14 protein-coding genes, 1 tRNA gene and 2 pseudogenes are annotated in these 17,298 nt (G+C 67.2%); 11 read left to right on the top strand and 6 right to left on the bottom strand.

Going from position 1 to position 17,298, the window contains the following annotated elements:
- The first annotated feature begins 38 nt into the window (after positions 1-38).
- The 3 genes from OXS27_RS03395 to OXS27_RS03385 are packed head-to-tail and all read left to right on the top strand — an operon-like array spanning position 39 to position 2,224.
- On the top strand, positions 39-746 hold the full coding sequence (locus OXS27_RS03395) for a glutathione binding-like protein (RefSeq protein ID WP_267354299.1): 708 nt from the start codon (positions 39-41) through the stop codon (positions 744-746).
- A gap of 9 nt (positions 747-755) precedes the next feature.
- Complete coding sequence (locus OXS27_RS03390; protein ID WP_243918154.1) at positions 756-1,331, top strand: NUDIX hydrolase; 576 nt, start codon at positions 756-758, stop codon at positions 1,329-1,331.
- Positions 1,328-2,224 (top strand): inositol monophosphatase family protein, encoded by an 897-nt coding sequence (locus OXS27_RS03385; RefSeq protein WP_267354298.1) that lies wholly within the window; start codon positions 1,328-1,330, stop codon positions 2,222-2,224. Before OXS27_RS03390 ends, OXS27_RS03385 begins: the two co-directional genes overlap by 4 nt.
- Positions 2,225-2,254: 30 nt before the next feature.
- Here OXS27_RS03385 and OXS27_RS03380 read toward each other — a convergent pair whose 3' ends face one another.
- Complete coding sequence (locus tag OXS27_RS03380; protein WP_243918158.1) at positions 2,255-2,608, bottom strand: helix-turn-helix domain-containing protein; 354 nt, start codon at positions 2,606-2,608, stop codon at positions 2,255-2,257.
- A gap of 50 nt (positions 2,609-2,658) precedes the next feature.
- Between OXS27_RS03380 and OXS27_RS03375 the strand changes: the two genes are divergently transcribed.
- Positions 2,659-3,804 (top strand): MFS transporter, encoded by a 1,146-nt coding sequence (locus OXS27_RS03375; RefSeq protein WP_267354297.1) that lies wholly within the window; start codon positions 2,659-2,661, stop codon positions 3,802-3,804.
- Positions 3,805-3,885: 81 nt separating this feature from the next.
- On the opposite strand, the gene clpB is transcribed toward OXS27_RS03375, so the two are convergent.
- Positions 3,886-6,510 (bottom strand): ATP-dependent chaperone ClpB, encoded by a 2,625-nt coding sequence (clpB, locus tag OXS27_RS03370; protein ID WP_267354296.1) that lies wholly within the window; start codon positions 6,508-6,510, stop codon positions 3,886-3,888.
- 199 nt (positions 6,511-6,709) lie between these two features.
- Between clpB and OXS27_RS03365 the strand changes: the two genes are divergently transcribed.
- Both OXS27_RS03365 and OXS27_RS03360 read left to right on the top strand, forming a co-directional pair.
- Entirely contained in the window at positions 6,710-7,480 is a 771-nt protein-coding gene (locus tag OXS27_RS03365; RefSeq protein WP_267354295.1) for an MOSC N-terminal beta barrel domain-containing protein, read from the top strand.
- Positions 7,481-7,604: 124 nt separating this feature from the next.
- A complete protein-coding gene (locus tag OXS27_RS03360) occupies positions 7,605-8,615 on the top strand; it encodes an NAD-dependent epimerase (RefSeq protein WP_267354294.1) in 1,011 nt (336 codons plus the stop codon).
- Positions 8,616-8,760: 145 nt separating this feature from the next.
- Here OXS27_RS03360 and OXS27_RS03355 read toward each other — a convergent pair whose 3' ends face one another.
- A complete protein-coding gene (locus OXS27_RS03355) occupies positions 8,761-9,519 on the bottom strand; it encodes a collagen-like protein (protein WP_267354293.1) in 759 nt (252 codons plus the stop codon).
- Between the two features lie 269 nt (positions 9,520-9,788).
- The gene (locus OXS27_RS03350; RefSeq protein WP_267354778.1) at positions 9,789-11,702 is read right to left on the bottom strand and encodes a GGDEF domain-containing phosphodiesterase; all 1,914 of its coding nucleotides are present in this window, start codon (positions 11,700-11,702) and stop codon (positions 9,789-9,791) included.
- Between the two features lie 489 nt (positions 11,703-12,191).
- Here OXS27_RS03350 and OXS27_RS03345 point away from each other — a divergent pair, with 489 nt between their 5' ends.
- Both OXS27_RS03345 and OXS27_RS03340 read left to right on the top strand, forming a co-directional pair.
- Positions 12,192-13,259 (top strand): spore photoproduct lyase family protein, encoded by a 1,068-nt coding sequence (locus tag OXS27_RS03345; protein WP_267354292.1) that lies wholly within the window; start codon positions 12,192-12,194, stop codon positions 13,257-13,259.
- 48 nt (positions 13,260-13,307) lie between these two features.
- Positions 13,308-13,766, top strand: a complete 459-nt coding sequence (locus OXS27_RS03340; RefSeq protein WP_267354291.1) for a nucleoside deaminase — start codon at positions 13,308-13,310, stop codon at positions 13,764-13,766.
- Between the two features lie 4 nt (positions 13,767-13,770).
- On the opposite strand, the gene OXS27_RS03335 is transcribed toward OXS27_RS03340, so the two are convergent.
- Positions 13,771-14,082: an ETC complex I subunit gene (locus OXS27_RS03335; protein ID WP_243918178.1), complete on the bottom strand. Its 312-nt coding sequence runs from the start codon at positions 14,080-14,082 to the stop codon at positions 13,771-13,773.
- Between the two features lie 25 nt (positions 14,083-14,107).
- Positions 14,108-14,184, bottom strand: a tRNA-Pro gene (locus tag OXS27_RS03330).
- Positions 14,185-14,527: 343 nt separating this feature from the next.
- On the opposite strand from OXS27_RS03330, the pseudogene OXS27_RS03325 reads away from it, so the two are divergent.
- The 3 genes and pseudogenes from OXS27_RS03325 to OXS27_RS03315 all read left to right on the top strand — a co-directional run.
- Positions 14,528-15,466, top strand: a pseudogene (locus OXS27_RS03325) (IS630 family transposase); the annotation flags it as partial.
- A 367-nt stretch (positions 15,467-15,833) separates the two neighbouring features.
- Entirely contained in the window at positions 15,834-16,718 is an 885-nt protein-coding gene (locus OXS27_RS03320; RefSeq protein ID WP_267354290.1) for a glycoside hydrolase family 16 protein, read from the top strand.
- 45 nt (positions 16,719-16,763) lie between these two features.
- Positions 16,764-17,297 (top strand): annotated as a pseudogene (locus OXS27_RS03315) (transposase).
- The last annotated feature ends 1 nt before the right edge of the window (position 17,298 follow it).

Here is a 17,298-nt window from a genome sequence, read left to right as displayed (position 1 = left end):
ACTTCCCGTCCGCCGGGGGCATAGCGGGACGCAAGCCGATGATCGATCTGCATTACTGGCCGACGCCGAACGGCCACAAGATCACGATGTTCCTCGAAGAGGCAGGCCTGTCTTACAAATTTAGTCCGGTCAATATTGGAAAAGGCGAGCAGTTCAACCCAGACTTTCTGAAGATCGCCCCCAATAACCGCATGCCGGCGATCATCGACGACGAGCCGGCCGATGGTGGCGCGCCGGTCTCGCTGTTCGAATCGGGCGCGATCCTGCTCTACCTCGCCGAGAAGACCGGGCGCTTCATCCCCCGCGACCTGCGCGGCCGGGCCGAGGTGCTCCAGTGGCTGTTCTGGCAGATGGGCGGCCTCGGCCCGATGGCCGGCCAGAACCATCACTTCTCGCAATACGCGCCGGAGAAGATCGAGTACGCGATCAAGCGCTACGTCAACGAGACCAACCGGCTCTACGGCGTGCTCGACCGGCGCCTGGCCGACCGCGCGTATGTCGCCGGATCCGAGTATTCCATCGCCGACATGGCCTGCTATCCCTGGATCGTGCCGTGGGAGAAGCAGGGCCAGGATCTCGATTCGCATCCGAACCTGAAGCGCTGGTTCTCGGCGATCGCCGAGCGGCCCGCCACCAAGGCGGCCTATGCCCGGGCGCCGGAGGTCAATCCCGATTTCGGGAAGACCATGAGCGAGGACGCCAAGAAGGTGATGTTCGGCCAGACGGCCGCCAACACCCAGCGCTGACCCGTCCCGATGAGCGAGACGCCGGCCGCGCTGCCCCTGAAGGTGATCCACCGGGGGTGGAACACCTTCGGGATCGCCACCCTCACCCTGGCGGACGGCAGCACCGTGCCGCGGGCGCTGGAGGATCATGGCGAGGCGGCCGTCGTCCTGCCCTATGACCCCGAGCGGCGCGTGGCGCTGCTCGTCCGGCAAGCCCGGGTCGGGCCGGCCTTCTGGGGCGAACCGGCCGATCTCGACGAGGCCCCAGCCGGCGGCCTCGACGGCGGCGAGCCCGAGGCGACCGCGATCCGGGAAGCCATGGAGGAAGCGGGCGTCCGCCTCGCTCACTTGGAGTGCGTGACGCATGCCTACAGCATGCCGAGCGTGTCCTCGGAGCGCCTCTGGCTCTACCTCGCGCCCTATCGCCAGGCCGACAAGGTCGCGGCCGGTGGCGGTTTGCACGCGGAGGGCGAGCAGGTGCTGCCCATCGAGATTCCGCTCGCGGAATTGGGCGAGGCCGCCCGCTCGGGCCGGCTGCCCGATCTCAAGACGCTGGTGCTCGTCCAGGCGCTCATGCTCCGCAACCCCGAATTGTTTGCCGCATGAGCGTTCCGCCCGATGCCCCGGCGCAGGATGTCCTCGCCCGGATGCTGGCCTTTGCCGAGGACGCGGCTGCGCTCGCCCTGCGGATGCGGGTGGCCGGACTGGATATGACCAACAAGGGTCCGGATCTGGGCCAAGCCCTCACCAGGGCCGATCTCGCCGTCAGCCGCTTGGCGCATGACCGGTTCGGCCCGGACCTGATCGAGGAGGAGACGGCCGGCGAGCTGAGCCGTGCCGCCGCCTCGGCGATGCTCGCTCGGGACGCCTGGACCTTCGTGGCCGATCCGATCGACGGGACCCGCCCCTTCGCGGGCGGCCTCACGGGCTGGGGCGTGATGGTTGCGGCCTGCCGGTCGGGCTGGCCGCGCATCGGCGTCATGACCCTGCCGGTCTGGAACGAGGATCGCGCCGGCCCCGCCCGGATCCGGTCGGCCGAGGACGCGCGCGGCATCCTGCTGGCGGCCTGCGAGGGTCAGGCCCTCTGGGCGCCTACGCGGGGCGGACGCCCGACCGAGGCGCTGCGGCCGCTGGAACGGCCTGACACGCACACCGGGCATGTCGGCTGGCTCGCCGTCGCGGCGCAGCGCTACACCCTGGATTACGGGCGGGGCTGGTTTCCCTGGGGCGAAGGTGGCGCGATCGCTGATGCCGCCCTGCTGGCGACCGGCCGGCTCGACGCGACCTTGAGCAATCATATGCTCTGGGACCTCGCTCCGGTGCTGCCCGTGTTCGAGGCGCTGGGTTTCCGCTTGGTCCACTGGCCGGATCTCGCGGAGCCGCCGGCCGCGTTCATCGACCTGTTCGATGCCGGGCTCTCGGGCCACGACGATCTCTGGATGATCTGCCGGGATCGGGATCAGGCGGCCGATCTGGCGCGGGCGATCCTTCGCGCTTAGAACCGGTCCCGAAGGCCGGCCGCCGACAAGTCAGCGCATCGTCGTACGGGTTGTCGCCATCGGCGGCTCATCCGCATTCCCATGCCGCATGATCGCGTCCAGCAGGCCGGGAAAGCGCGCATCGACATCCTCACGCCGGAGCGAGATCAGGCAGCGCATCCCCTCGGGCCGCGTGCGCGTGACTCCGGCCTCGCGCAGGATCTTGAGGTGATGCGTCATCGTCGAGCGCGGCACGCTGTCGGCCAGAAGGTTGCCGGAGGCGTGCTCTGTCCCGTCCTTGAGGTCGGCGACCACGGCGAGCCGCGTTGGATCACTCAGCGCGAACAGGATCCGGTGCAGCGTCAGCTCGGCGGCATCCGGGTGGAAGAACTTGCGTGGGCTCATGGTGGCGATAATGTACGTTCTTCGTCGTACATCGTAAAGCGAGTCGTGCAATGGAACGTATCGCCGTACTCGCCCTCGGGATGTTCGCCCTGGGCCTGGATGCCTACGTCGTCGCCGGCCTGTTGCCGGGGATCGGCGCGAGCTTCGAGATCGCGCCCGGCGAAGCCGGGCAGACCGTGACCGTCTTCACCCTCACCTACGCCCTGGCCGCGCCGGTCTGCGCCACGCTGCTGGCGGGGCGGCCCGTCCGAAAGATCCTAGCGCTGGCGCTCGCGGTCTTCGCGGCCGCCAACGCGCTGAGTGCCTGGGCGGCGGGCCTATGGGGGCTGCTCCTCGCCCGGGCACTCGCCGGCCTTGCCGCGGGTCTGTACGCGCCGGTGGCGGTCGCCGCGGCCGCCACCCTGGCGGATCCACGGCGCAAGGGCCGCGCCCTCGCCGTCACGCTCGGCGGCATGAGCACCGGCACGGTCATCGGCGTGCCGGCCGGTCTCTGGATCGCGCAGCGTCTGGGCTGGCAGGGGACGCTCTTGATGGTCGCGCTGCTCGGCGCCCTGGCGACGGCCGCGATCCTCCTGCGTCTGCCCGATATTCCCGCCCCGGAGCCCCCGTCCCGGCAGGCGCGGGTCGCGCTTCTCGCCGATCCGCAAATCGTCGCCACCGTGGCGGTCTCGTTCCTGACCGCGGTGGCCAGCCTCGGCCTCTACACCTACGTGGCGCCGCTGCTTGATCGCGCGGGGCTCGGCGCGGCTGCGGCATCGTATTTCTGGATCTGGGGCCTTGGCGGCCTCGTCGGCAGCTTCGCGGTCGGCTCCCTGATCGACTGGACGGGCGCGCCCCGGCGTCTGATGGCCCTGATCCTGGCTATCCTGGCCCTGACGCTGGCCGCACTGCCGGCTCTGCTCGGTCTCGGCTTCCTGGGCTTCCTGCCGTTCCTGATCTGGGGTGCGATGGGCTGGGCCTCACAGGCGCCGCAGCAGCACACGCTGCTCAGCCTGAGACCCGACCACGGCAGCGTCGCCGTCGCACTGAACAGCTCCGCGAACTATCTCGGCGGCGCCGTGGGCGCCGCGCTCGGGGGCGTGGTCGTGACGGTGGCGGGCATCACCGCCCTGCCGGTCGCGGCAGCCGGGGTCGCGGTGGCGGCCCTGATGCTGCAGCTCGCGATCCTGACCCGCAGGAAACCGATGGCCGGCTGACACCTGGCGTCACGAACAAAAAGGGGGCGGCGCGCCACATCAAGGCGCGCCGCCCCCTCACCAACTCTGCGCCGTGGGCGCTCAGTTCAGCGTCGCATGGACCGGCCGCCGCTCGGTGCCGACCGTGACGTCGCCGATCATCAGCCCCATCGGGCCGAGCTGCACCGGCACCGTCTCGCCGTCATGGAGCTTGCCGGAGAGCACCAGCTCGGCCAGCGGATCCTGGACGTTCTTCTGGATCACCCGCTTCAGCGGCCGCGCCCCATAGGCCGGGTCGTAGCCCTTGTCGGCGAGCCAGTTCTTGGCGTCCTCGTCGACCTCCAGGGTGATCTTGCGATCGTCCAGAAGCTTCTGCAGGCGCCCGAGCTGGATCTCCACGATCGCCCCCATCTCGGACCGGGCGAGCCGGTGGAACAGGATGATCTCGTCGACCCGGTTGAGGAATTCGGGCCGGAAGTGGCTGCGCACCACGCCCATCACCTCGTCCCGTACCGCCTCGGTTTCCGCACCCGCGGGCTGGTTGACCAGATACTCGGACCCGAGATTCGAGGTCATGATCAGCAGCGTGTTGCGGAAGTCGACCGTGCGCCCCTGCCCGTCGGTGAGCCGCCCGTCGTCGAGCACCTGCAACAGGACGTTGAACACGTCCGGATGCGCCTTCTCGACCTCGTCGAACAGCACGACCTGATAGGGCCGCCGCCGCACGGCCTCGGTGAGGGCGCCGCCCTCCTCGTAGCCGACATAGCCCGGAGGCGCGCCGATCAGCCGGGCGACCGCGTGCTTCTCCATGTACTCGGACATGTCGATGCGCACGAGCGCCGTATCGTCGTCGAACAGGAAGCCGGCGAGCGCCTTGGTCAGCTCGGTCTTGCCGACGCCCGTGGGCCCGAGGAACATGAACGAGCCGATCGGCCGGTTCGGATCCTGCAGGCCTGCGCGGGCGCGCCGGACCGCGGTCGAGACCGCCTCGACCGCTTCGCGCTGGCCGACCACGCGCTTGGCGAGCGCCTCCTCCATGGCCAGGAGCTTCTCGCGCTCGCCCTCCAGCATCTTGTCTACCGGCACGCCGGTCCAACGGGAGACCACGCCAGCGATGTGGGCTGGCGTAACCGCCTCCTCCATCATCGTGTCGCGGCCGTTCTCGGCCTTCGCCTCGATCTCGGCGAGCTGCTTCTCAAGGCCCGGGATCACGCCGTAGGCCAGCTCGCCGGCGCGCTGGTATTGGCCCTGGCGCTGTGCCGCGGCCAGCTCGTTGCGGGCTTCGTCGAGCTTCTTCTTCAAGCCGGCCGCCGTGCCGAGCTTGTCCTTCTCGGCCTTCCAGCGGGCGGTGATCGCCGCCGAGCGCTCTTCGAGATCGCCGAGTTCCTTCTCCAGCCGGACCAGCCGGTCGCGGGAAGCGGAATCGGTCTCCTTCTTGAGCGCCTCCGCCTCGATCTTCAGCCGGACGATCTCGCGGTCGACGTTGTCGAGTTCCTCGGGCTTCGAATCGACCTGCATGCGCAGGCGCGAGCCGGCCTCGTCCACGAGGTCGATCGCCTTGTCGGGCAGGAACCGGTCGGTGATGTAGCGGTTCGACAGCGTCGCCGCCGCCACCAAGGCCGAATCCTGGATGCGCACGCCGTGGTGCTGCTCGTACTTCTCCTTCAGGCCGCGCAGGATCGAGACCGTGTCCTCCACGGTCGGCTCCGAGACGAAGACCGGCTGGAAGCGCCGGGCCAGAGCCGCATCCTTCTCGACGTGCTTGCGGTACTCGTCGAGCGTGGTCGCGCCGACGCAGTGCAGCTCGCCGCGGGCCAGCGCAGGCTTCAGCAGGTTCGAGGCATCCATCGCCCCATCGGCCTTCCCGGCGCCGACCAGCGTATGCATCTCGTCGATGAACAGGATGATCCCACCCGCGGCCGCCGTGACCTCGGAGAGCACGCCCTTCAGCCGCTCCTCGAACTCGCCGCGATACTTCGCGCCGGCGATCAGCGCGCCCATGTCGAGGGCGAGCAGGCTCTTGTCGCGCAAGGATTCGGGCACGTCGCCGTTGATGATGCGCAGGGCCAGCCCCTCGACGATCGCGGTCTTGCCGACGCCGGGCTCGCCGATCAGCACCGGATTGTTCTTGGTTCGCCGGGACAGGACCTGGATGGTCCGCCGGATCTCCTCGTCGCGGCCGATCACCGGGTCGAGCTTGCCGTCCCGGGCGGCCTCGGTGAGGTCGCGGGCATACTTCTTCAGCGCGTCGTAGGCGTTCTCGGCCGAAGCGTTGTCGGCGGTGCGGCCCTTGCGCAGGGCGTTGATGGCGCCGTTCAGCGAGGCGGGGGTGACGCCCGCCGCCTGGAGCGCCCGGCCGGCCTCGGAATCCTTCTCCACCGCCAGGGCGAGGAGCAGACGCTCCACGGTGACGTAGGAATCGCCCGCCTTCTCGGCGGCCTTCTCGGCGGTGTCGAACAGGCGCATCAGCTCACGCGTCGCCTGCGGGGCGGACGCGTTGCCCGAGACCTTCGGCTGCTTGGCGAGCCACTGCTCGGTCTGGGCCAGAGCGACGCGCGACTGACCGCCGGCGCGGTCGATCAGGCCGGCGCATAGGCCCTCCGGATCGTCGAGCAGCACCTTGAGCAGGTGGCCCGGCTGCAATTGCGGATGTCCCTCGCGCATCGCGAGGTTCTGCGCCGCCTGCACGAAGCCCCGGGCGCGTTCGGTGTATTTCTCAAAGTTCATGCACAACCCTCCCGTACCGGCATCCGCCGCCCAAGATGAGGCACGGCGCCACCGAAACGTCGCCCTCCGGCACAGCGCCGCACGAGGGCCCCGGCGCCAATGGTGGCCGCCGGTAGACCGGATGTGGTGTTGCAATTGAGCACCACAAGGGGCGGCGAAGCTCTTGCGCGGCGGATCATTTCAGGGCCACGCTGCGTGCATGACCGATGCGATTCACGTCAGCGCCTTGTACCGCTATCCGGTGAAGGGCCTGAGCCCCGAACCCGTCGAGCGGGCCGACCTCGAGACCAGCGGATTTTTCCCCGGCGACCGGCTCTACGCCATCGAGAACGGGCCCTCGGGCTTCAACGCGGTGGCGCCCCGGCACCAGCCCAAGACCAAGTACCTGATGCTGATGCGCGACGAGGCCCTGGCCCGGTTGCGCACCCGCTACGACGATGCCACGGCGACGCTGACCGTGGAGGGCTGCGGCGATCCGCAGAGCTTCCGCCTCGATACCGAGGCCGGACGCGACGGCCTCGCCGACCTGATGCGCCGGTTCGTCCCCGAGAGTCTGCGCGGCGACCCGAAGGTCCTCGAAGCGCCGCCGCAATACCGGTTCACCGACTCACCCACCGGCTATGTCTCGCTGATCAACCGAGCGAGCGTGGCGGCGGTGGAGGATTACATCGGCACGCCGGTCGATCCCCTGCGCTTCCGCGGCAACCTGCTGATCGAGGGGCTCGCCCCCTTCGCCGAGTTGGAGATGGTCGGCCAAGTGATCGAGGCGCCGAGCGGGCTTCGGCTCAAGATCACCAAGCGGACGGTGCGGTGCGCGGCCACCAATGTCGATCCGACCAGCGGCATCCGCGACTGCGACATCCCCTGGACCCTGGACGCGCGGCTCGGCCACCGCGATCTCGGCGTCTACGCGGAGGTGATCGCGAGTGGCGCGATCGCGCGCGGCGACACCTTGCGGCCTGTGGGCTGAGCGGCGGCGGGCGGCTCCGAAGCCCCTAGCGGGATAATCCGAGCGTCTCCGGATTGCGGTGCAGGGTGTCTACAATCCGCCGCCGCACGTATATGTGGAGCGTGCCGCAGCCTCGGAGCGCGCGATGAAGCAAGTCCTGGTAACCGGGGCGGCCGGGTTCATCGGCTATCACGTGGCCACACGCTGCCTGGAGGCCGGCTGCCGTGTCGTCGGGCTCGATAACCTGAACGGGTATTACGACGTCGCGCTGAAGGAGAGCCGACTCGCCGCGCTCAGGCGTTTCGACGGATTCACGTTCCGGAAGATCGACCTGGCCGACCGGGCAGCCACGGAGGCGGTGTTCCGGGAGCAGGCCTTCGACACGGTCATCCACCTCGCCGCGCAGGCGGGCGTGCGCCACTCGATCGAGAACCCGCACGCCTACGCGCGGAGCAACATCGACGGCTTTCTCAATGTACTGGAGGGCTGCCGGCACGCGCGGATCGGCCACCTGCTCTACGCCTCGTCGAGCTCGGTCTACGGGGCGGTGACGCGGATGCCGTTCTCGGTCCACCAGAACGTCGATCATCCGGTCAGCCTCTACGCGGCGACCAAGAAGGCGAACGAACTCTTCGCCCACAGCTACAGCCACCTCTACGGCATCCCGTGCAGCGGCCTGCGTTTCTTCACGGTCTACGGCCCCTGGGGCCGTCCCGACATGGCGCTGTTCCTGTTCACCCGGGCGATCCTGGCAGACGAGCCCATCCGGGTGTTCGGCCACGGCCGGATGCAGCGCGATTTCACCTATATCGACGACGTCGTCGAAGGCGTCGTGCGCCTCGCCGGGACGCCGGCGTCACGCAATCCCGACTGGAATTCGGACGCGCCCGATCCCGGCAGCAGCAGCGCCCCCTATCGGGTCTACAACATCGGCACCCACCAGCCGGTACCGTTGCTGCGCCTGATCGAGATCCTGGAAGACTGCCTGGGCCGCAGTGCGCGCAAGGAATTCCTGCCGATGCAGCCCGGCGACGTGCCCGCCACCTACGCGGATGTCGAGGATCTCGCGGCCGCGGTCGGGTATGCGCCGAGCACGCCCATCGAGGTCGGCGTGGAGCGGTTCGTCCGCTGGTATCGGGATCACTACCGGGTCTGATCGACTTGGCGGAGACGGCCGTGCGGGTACGGCCGGGCATGACCCTCCGCAGAGTTGCGTCGGCACGTCAACGCATCCTCCGCTTGGGTCCGAGCCGGCCGCAGGCATCCTTCGACAAACCAGCAGACCAGTTTGCGAAACTGGCTCAGTACCGATCTTCCGACGTCACGCCGCCGCCCGGCTCGACATCGGGCGAGGCGTTTGGCGACGGCTCTTCCCGGTCCGGACGCGGCCGGCTCGCCGCGCGCCGGGGGGGCGGTGCCACCTTCTGCGCGGTGCTGGGGGCCGCGGCCTTTCCGGGTGGACCGGCCGGTCCGGGCGGACCCACCGGCCCCTGGGCTCCGCGCGGTCCGGCGGGGCCCATCGGGCCCATCACCCCGGACGGGCCAGTCTCCCCGGCAGGACCGGTTTCGCCAACCGGCCCTGGCCGACCGGGCTCGCCCTGTACGCCTGCAATCCCTGCCGGACCGGGCGGACCGACCGGGCCCGGCATCCCCGTCGCGCCCGCCTCGCCGGTTCGGCCGGTCTCCCCCCTCGGACCCGGCTCACCACGGAGACCCTGCGGTCCGGGCGGTCCGACGATGCCGGGGGCCTGAGGACCCTGCTGCCCACAGCCGCCGACCACGACACCGCGGGATTGCTTCGGCGTCCGAAGCGTCGCGATGCAGGTCTCCGGATGATAGACGACCCGGAACTCGAAATAGCCGTTGCTGTCGGTCCGCTGCGGAAACCGGCCGTCGAGCGTGATCTCGACGTCCGGATCGTCGGCATATCCGATGACCCAGAGGTCGCCCCCGGTGATCTTCGCCGCCTCGATCCGCATCTCGGCCCAGGCGGGAACCGCCCAGGCGGCCCAGACCGCGGCCATCCCGCAGAGGGCGTTGCGCTTTCGCGCTGCGCACATACCAATTTCCATGATCATTTGAGCGGATACCATGCCGCACAGCTCAGGTTAAGCAATAACCTTATCAATATACCGCGTGTGGAAAACCGCAGTTTTCCAACGGTCATTCCGCAAATGCGGAATACGCTAGCAATTGATGCCCGAATGCTCGGCAACCGTTCGACCCGGCTGGGACCGCAGATCGCCCCCGGTGAGGGGCGCGCAGGGCCGAAGGTTTCACGCGCGGCGCCGACATTCCAGTCACACGGGTAACGCGCCGACCTGCCCGCTCAGGCGGCTTCGATGTGGTTTGCGAACACCTTGGCCTCCAGTTCACACGCCGGCATCGGCCGACCGAGGTGGTAGCCCTGGAGAAACGGGCAGCCCATCGTCTGAAGGGTGCGAAGATCCTCGTCGGATTCGACACCCTCGGCCACGACCTCGAGCCCGAGCATGCGACCCAGGCCCAGCACCGCGAGGACCAAACCGCGCTTGTCGTCCGAGGCGCTGAGCCCCGTGACGAAGCTCCGATCGATCTTGATCCGGTCCGCCCGAAGCTGGCGCAGCGACGACAGCGACGAGTAACCGATGCCGAAATCGTCGAGCGCCACGCGAATGCCCGCACGCGACAGGGCCTGGAGCTTGCCCTGAACGGCCGCGATATCGAGGGCAGTCTCCTCGGTGATCTCGATCTCGAGCATGGCGGCCGGCAGGTCGAGGCCCCGCAAGCGCTCGATGACGATTTCGTCCACCGGCACCTGTGCCATCTCCTGAGGGGAGACGTTCATGGCGACGCGGACATTCGCGAGCCCCCGGCCACGCAGGATCTGCATCATCGCGCAGACCTGTTCGAGGATGTAGCGCAGCAGTGACTCGGTCAGCCCCGCGGTCGCCGCCGTGGCCACCAGGTCGGGCGGCGCGATCCAGCCGAGCCGCGGATGCTGCCAGCGCACCAGGGCCTCGAGCCCCACCAGCGTCTGGGCGTCCATGCTGTAGATCGGCTGGAACCACACCTCCGGAGTACCCTCCGCCAGGGCCGTCGAGAGGTCGCGCTCCAGATCGCGACGGATCTGCAGCCGCTCGCGCAGGCCTGCATCGAACATCCGATAGTGGTTCCGACCGGCCGCCTTGGCGGCGTACAGAGCCGCGTCGGCGCAGCTCAGCATCTCCGTCAGGCTCGGTTCCGGGCCGGGATGAACGCCGATGCTCACGCCGAGCCGACCCGCGTCGAAACCATCCAGGGGCTGCGCGACCGCCGCGACGAGGGCCGCCGCCAGCCGATCGTGCGGCATGCCGGACGCGGCGGGGTCGTACAGCACCGCGAACTCGTCGCCCCCGAGCCGCGCTGCGAGGCCGCTCTCCGGCAGCTCCACGCGGATGCGCCGGGCGACCTCGACCAGCACCCGGTCGCCGGCCTTGTGGCCGTACACGTCGTTGACGAGCTTGAAGCCGTCGAGATCGAGCAGCAACAGGCTGATCGACCCGGTCGGGAGGCGGCTCTCAGCTTGCTGGATGAAACCCGCTCGGTTGAGCAGACCCGTCAGGTCGTCATGCGTGGCGCGTCGGCGCATCTCGTCTGCCAGGGCGCTCACGCTGGCATGGGCCTCCGCGCGTGACCGCGCCAGCGCGGTCGCCTCGTTCTTGATCCGGCTCGCCTCCCGGAAACCGGCCTCGCTCCGGAACGCCGTATGCGTCAGGGCGAGGAGGTAGAGCAGCACGCAAGCCGCAAGGCAGGTCCGGTCGAAGTCGCCGACAGCGACGAGGCAGATGGTGACCGAGAGCAGCGGCGACAGGATGAAGGCCAGCGGGATCCGCGCATATGCGGTCCCGTGCGTGACTGCGCCAGCTGTAATGCCGCAGGTGATTGCGAGGTAGAACAGGGTCTGCGTCGAGGTGTAGCCTTCGCAGAGGAGCGGCTGGCAGGCCCAGACCAGGCCGGATAGGAACGCCGCCGCGATGCAGGCGCGCAGGTGCCGATCGACCGATTGCGTGGCCGCGGCGGCCATGGCCGGGGGCGTCTCCGACGTCAGGCCCAACCCGAGACAGGTCGCACGGCACAGGCCGATCCGAGCCAGGTTCACGATCGTGGAGAACGCGAACCAGAGGGCGCCGGCTTCACCGTGCCCACTGTGATACGCGACCAGCATGCTCGCGAGCCCGAGCAGCATGTTGACCGGGATCGCCGTCAGCACGCTGCCGCGCATGGCTTCGAGCTGGTCCCTCCGAACGAGCGCAAGCGAGAGCGCCCCGGCCGGAAGCACCGTCTTACCCAAGCCCGGAGGCACCGGAACCGACATCTCCTGATCCCGAACAATCATCGCGCGCCCATTCAGCGACGCCCGATGATGCTTCATGAATCGTAAGATAATGTTGCAGGGCAACCGGCGTCTACAGATGGCCGGGATTGAGCCGAGCTTTGGGCATCGCCTGTCTTCTGACGCGGTGACGCCGGTTCGGCCTACGTGACGAAATCAAAACAAAGCGCTGGATCCGCTGTCGATCGCCACGCTGCGGCATGCGACACGCGCATAGGAAGTCTTGGCCATGACGTTCGATGGCTCTGCTCCGGGGCGCTCTCGCGTTCCGCCCATCGCGAACGGGGACGGCCCCAGGACCAGGGGTCGCAAGCCATTCCGAGCCTGCGGCCGGACCCCATATCGTGAGTCGGGCCGCGTCCGGGCCCCGGATCCATCATGGCCCTCACGCGCGATCTCCTCGATATCCGACGGATCTACCACGAACCCGTCGTGGCCGATTACCCGCTGGGCCAGGAGATCCTCGCGCGCTTCCCCGATGCCGAGCGCATCTCGGTACCGTCGCACTGGAACATCCCGGACCTGCACGGCAATGCCGGATCGGTGGACGATTGGGTGCGGATCAAGCGCTCGACCCTCGTGCTGGGGGTGAAGAAGGGCCTGACCATGCGTCCGAACGGCCGCAGCGCCCATTTCATCGCGCCCTCGACCTCCAACGGCTGCGCGATGGCCTGTGCCTATTGCTACGTGCCGCGCCGGAAGGGCTTCGCCAACCCGATCTCACTGTTCGTGAATATCGAGCAGGCCTGCGCGGCGATCCAACGCCACGCCGCGCGCCAAGGCCCCCTTCCGGCGCCGGACCTGATCGATCCGGCCTTCTGGATCTACGACATCGGGGAGAACGGCGATCTCTCGGTCGATGCCGCGGTGAGCAGCGGCGTCGGGAGCCTGATCGCGCTGTTCCGCGACCTGCCGAACGCGAAGGCCTCGTTCGCCACCAAGACCGTGAACCGCGACCTGTTGAACTACGATCCGCAGGGCAAGACGCGGATCCGCTTCTCGCTCATGCCGGCGCGCATCGCCCGGATCGTCGACGTGCGCACCGCCCCGATGCCGGAGCGGATCGCCGCCATCAACGATTTCGTGGCGGCGGGCTACGAGGTCCACGCCAACTTCTCGCCCGTGATCCTCTACGAGGGCTGGGAGACCGATTGGCGCGCCCTCTTCGCCGAGATCGACGGCACGCTCTCGGACGCCGCCAGGGCGCAGCTCAAATGCGAGATCATCATGCTGACCCACAACGCGGATCTGCATGCGGTCAATCTGGGCTGGCACCCCCGCGCGGAGGACCTCCTGTGGCGGCCCGACATCCAGGAGGCCAAGGTGTCGGAGGGCGGAGGCGCGAACCTGCGCTACCGGACCGGCTGGAAGGGCCGGTGGCTCACGCGCTTCAAGGCGCTCCTCGCCGAGACCCTGCCCACCTGCACGGTCCGTTACGCGTTCTGAACTCCCGGCCGGGCCCGGCGTTGGAGCGCCATTGAGAGGGGCGGGATCATGTCGACGCACGAATCCTATATTGACGAGGCCGTCGCGCTTGCCGCCGAGAACGTCGCGGCGGGCGGCTCGCCCTACGGGGCCGTGATCGTGCGCGACGGCGCCGTCCTCGTCCGGGCGGCCAACACGGTCCACGCCACCAACGACCCGAGCGCCCATGCCGAGATGGTGGCGTTGCGCGAGGCGAGCCGGATCCTGGGCCGCCGCGATCTGTCCGATTGCGTGATGTATGCGAGCGGGCGCCCCTGCCCGATGTGCCATGCCGCGATGCGGCTCGCCGGCTTCAAGCGAGGCTACTTCGCGTTCTCGGCGGAGGAGGCCGAGCAGTACGGGGCCGGAAGCGCTACGATCTATGCCGAGCTGTGCCAGCCCCTCGACGCGCAACCGATGCAGATCAGCCAGCTTCGGCCGCCAGGCGATTCGCCCTACCCGGCCTGGCGGGCGCGGCGGGACGCCTGACGGATCAGTGCGTCCAGGGCGCGGTGCGGTTGAACTTGAAATTATCCGAGTAGGACAGACCCCTGCGGGCAGCGGGCTTGGCCGGCTGCTCGACGCGGTAGGCGATGCCCTCGCGCTTGGCGTAGGCCACTGCCTCCTCCTCCGTATCGAATTCCAGCCGGACCTGCTGCATCATGTCGGAGGATCCGTTCCAGCCCATCAGCGGATCGATCTCGCGCGGGCTGGTCCGGTCGAACTCCAGAACCCACTGCTTGGTCCGGGCGAGGCCGGACTGCGTGGCGTCCCGGGACGGACGGAAGATGCGGGCACTCGGCATCTGACGCGACAGGCTCCTGAACAAATGGTCGGGGCGATAGGATTCGAACCTACGACCCCCTGGTCCCAAACCAGGTGCGCTACCAGACTGCGCCACACCCCGACACCCCTTTCAGGGTCCTAGATCCCTACCGTTTCGGCCGGTCGATCGCAAGACGGCTGAGAGCCACAACTAGGACGTCGGGCGCCGACGCGCCTTAGCCGGGGCGCCTCGACGGAACTCCCGCCGTGGCGGGCACCGAAAGCATCGTTCGTCATCGAAACCGAATCTCAGGGAACACGGCGGGCAGGCGCTTGGGGCGCAACGAGCGCACTGGTGCGACCGAAAAGCAGCTGAATTCTTCTTCAGCCTGTTAGAGCGTTTTCGGTTTGTGCTGAGTCGGATGGGTTGGGTCCACGCAGGGCGTGGTGCTGATTCATTGCGCGCTCCAGATGAGGAGCATGGCATGGGCCGACCTTACAGCCAGATCTGCGTGGGCGGGTGGTGGACGCGGCAGGCGCGACCTCGCGCCGGCAAGCAGCCAGACGCCTCGGGGTCGGTGCCGCGACGGCGGTCCGCTGGATGACGGCACTGGCCGCGACCGGGACGTTGGCGGCGCGTCGGCAAGGGCGGGCACGCCGCTTCAAGCTCGATCCGCACGAGGCGTTCCTGCACGGTCTGATCGCCGGGTGGGACGACTTCCGCGTCCGCTTGCGGGAGGAACACGCTCTCACGGTCGGGCCGGAGATCCTGCGGAGTTTTCTCGACGCGCGCGACCTGACGAGCAAAAAAAAGACAGCCCGCGCGATTCAGCAGGATCGCCCGGACGTGAAGGCCGCCCGCGATGCGTGGTTCGATGGCCAGCCTGACCTCGATCCCACCCGCTTCGTGTTTCTCGCTGAGACTTGGACGGCCACCAACATGGCCCGCACCCGCATGGCCGGAACCCGCGGGCGCTCGCCGCGCGGAAAGCGGTTGCGCTCTCCTGTCCCGCACTGCCATTGGAAGACCACCACCCTGGTGCCGGGTCTGCGCCTGTCCGGGATTGCCGTGGCGTTCGTGCTGGACGGACCGATCGACCGCGACGTCTTCCGGGCCTACGTCGAGCGCGCTCGTACCCGAACTCATTTCCGGGGACATCGTCGCGATGGACAATCTCAGCAGCCACAAAAGGAAGGCCGTGCGCGCGGCCATCGAAGCGGCCGGCACGCGGTTGCTGTTCCACCCGCCCTACTCGCCGGGCTTCAACCCGATCCAGATGGCCTTCTCCAAGTTCAAGGCGCTGTTGCGCAAGGCTGCCGAGCGCACCGTCGAAGGGCTATGGTCGGCCATCGGGCGGCTCATCGGCACTGTCACCCGAGACGAGTGCGCAAACTTCTTCGCTGCGGCAGGCTACGAACCAGATCAATCCGAAAACGCTCTGGATGCGTCCCCCATCGAGGCTCGGCCCAGAAGCGTCGGTCAACGAACGGGAGCTAGCAGGGCTTCGACCGGTCGGATGCCCAGAAGGTATCAGCGACGTACGCGCGAGCTGATCAAAAACTGTCGCGCCCACACGAGCTGCGGGCATCTCGATACCGTGATAGTGCTTAGACTGGAAACGATCGAATAAGACGACCGAAGCCACGGATAGGAGGGCAATCTAATCCCACGCAACAAATATAACAGGCCGACAATCTCTTTGCAGAGATTTTTGCTGCAGACTTTACAGAGACTCATCATTCGAGTTAAATCACGGTTGAACCGCTAGTCACACAAACGGTGCGAGCAGCATGGCGAAAATAAGCCTAAAAATCTCAGTCGCTTTAGTCACCGCGTCTGCTGTAGCATATTTGTCACAAAGCACCTTTCCTGCTCGGTCAGAAACGACAGGAAACAAAATCGACCTATGCCACTTCAAGAGGACGTTTACCGAAGACTTCAATACACTCAGCGTCTCGGCATCCAACAACGAGAAGACACGTTGGTCGGCCCATACACCGTGGAACGGTGATTTCGGTGACGCGCGATTCATCGATCCTGTCGATATTTTCTCGGATCCTGAAAAAAATGACCCGTTCTCCGTCAAGGACGGTATCCTGACAATCAGGGCAAGAAAACACAGCGACGGCAAGTGGACCTCGGGCCTGCTGTCTTCAGCCGACCCGACTGGGGCTGGCTTTTCACAGGTTTACGGATATTTTGAAGCGCGCATGAAGCTGCCGCCAGGTCCCGGCGTATGGCCAGGGTTTTGGCTGGGTTCGAGCGCTCCGAAGAGTGACCTCAGTCCGGCCCTTGAAGTGGACCCCCTAGAATATTACGGGCAATTTCCTGATGGGTTCCACTCGGGATGGCACCTCTGGAACAAAGAGGATCCGAAAAAAGATCTGGGAAAAGAGGTCGTTACAAAAGTACCAACAGGATCTCTGAGTAGCGATTTTCATACCTATGGTGTTGAAGTATCAAAGGAGTGGTTAGTATTCTATTTTGACCGCGCTGAAATACTCCGATCGCCGACCCCTCCGGAGCATAAAAAACCGCTCATGTTGCTGGTTAATTTAGCCCTGGGGTCTGGTTGGCCGATCGACAAGACTCCAAATCCATCCGTGCTTCTCGTCGACTACGTCTATGCTTTTGCTCGTGATGAAGCAAACGCCACTACCAAGTGCAAAGACTAAGTTAGATGGAGATAATACGTAAGTGGAAACCATAGGTGGGCCTCGATCGAGGCGACGCTGAAGCCGTGGGCTTCGTCGCCGCTGGAGGTAACGGGACGCTTGACCCCGCTATTTGCGAAGGAACGGGGCGCGGCCTCGGCAGGCGCATGCCTCGACGGGCTGCTCGGCGCGAAGCGAGGCCAGGCGGCTTGGATTCGAGCGGAAGCAACGGGCGAACCTGGGCGCTGGCGTTAAGAAGCGTCGCGCGGCCGCTGGGATGCGAATGCCCTGCGCGCTGTGGCGCGGGACTATGCCTTGAAGTCGCACGCTGACCCCGACGCGGCTCAGGTTCTCGACGTTACAGTCGTTCTCGAACGGGGTAGAGCCTCGTGTGGCGCGCATCGCCAGTACACTGGCTCAGCCGGCGGAATCACGAATTGTCAGATCGATGTGTTTGCGGCCTACGCCTCGCAACAAGATCTTGCGTTCATCGATTCGGCCTCCTACTGCTCAAAACCTGAGCGGCGGATACGGTCCGGTCAGCCGCGACTACGTGCCGAAGGACCGACCTTCGCGATCAAGCCTGGCCTCGCGCGCTAGT

Source organism: Methylobacterium sp. GC_Met_3 (genome assembly GCF_026540775.1).
Classification (GTDB): Bacteria; Pseudomonadota; Alphaproteobacteria; order Rhizobiales; family Beijerinckiaceae; genus Methylobacterium.
The sequence above is the reverse complement of the archived record's forward strand: the minus strand, read 5'-3'. Positions and strand labels throughout refer to the sequence as shown.

What these genes read in the sequence shown, in the direction of transcription:
- OXS27_RS03385 (WP_267354298.1), top strand. Translation starts at nt 1,328, where the DNA reads ATGAGCGTTCCGCCCGATGCCCCGGCGCAGGATGTCCTCGCCCGGATG.
- OXS27_RS03375 (WP_267354297.1), top strand. Translation starts at nt 2,659, where the DNA reads ATGGAACGTATCGCCGTACTCGCCCTCGGGATGTTCGCCCTGGGCCTG.
- OXS27_RS03355 (WP_267354293.1), bottom strand. Translation starts at nt 9,519, where the DNA reads ATGTGCGCAGCGCGAAAGCGCAACGCCCTCTGCGGGATGGCCGCGGTC.
- OXS27_RS03380 (WP_243918158.1), bottom strand. Translation starts at nt 2,608, where the DNA reads ATGAGCCCACGCAAGTTCTTCCACCCGGATGCCGCCGAGCTGACGCTG.
- OXS27_RS03320 (WP_267354290.1), top strand. Translation starts at nt 15,834, where the DNA reads ATGGCGAAAATAAGCCTAAAAATCTCAGTCGCTTTAGTCACCGCGTCT.
- OXS27_RS03360 (WP_267354294.1), top strand. Translation starts at nt 7,605, where the DNA reads ATGAAGCAAGTCCTGGTAACCGGGGCGGCCGGGTTCATCGGCTATCAC.
- OXS27_RS03350 (WP_267354778.1), bottom strand. Translation starts at nt 11,702, where the DNA reads ATGCGCGGCAGCGTGCTGACGGCGATCCCGGTCAACATGCTGCTCGGG.
- clpB (WP_267354296.1), bottom strand. Translation starts at nt 6,510, where the DNA reads ATGAACTTTGAGAAATACACCGAACGCGCCCGGGGCTTCGTGCAGGCG.
- OXS27_RS03335 (WP_243918178.1), bottom strand. Translation starts at nt 14,082, where the DNA reads ATGCCGAGTGCCCGCATCTTCCGTCCGTCCCGGGACGCCACGCAGTCC.
- OXS27_RS03395 (WP_267354299.1), top strand. Translation starts at nt 39, where the DNA reads ATGATCGATCTGCATTACTGGCCGACGCCGAACGGCCACAAGATCACG.
- OXS27_RS03345 (WP_267354292.1), top strand. Translation starts at nt 12,192, where the DNA reads ATGGCCCTCACGCGCGATCTCCTCGATATCCGACGGATCTACCACGAA.
- OXS27_RS03390 (WP_243918154.1), top strand. Translation starts at nt 756, where the DNA reads ATGAGCGAGACGCCGGCCGCGCTGCCCCTGAAGGTGATCCACCGGGGG.
- OXS27_RS03365 (WP_267354295.1), top strand. Translation starts at nt 6,710, where the DNA reads ATGACCGATGCGATTCACGTCAGCGCCTTGTACCGCTATCCGGTGAAG.
- OXS27_RS03340 (WP_267354291.1), top strand. Translation starts at nt 13,308, where the DNA reads ATGTCGACGCACGAATCCTATATTGACGAGGCCGTCGCGCTTGCCGCC.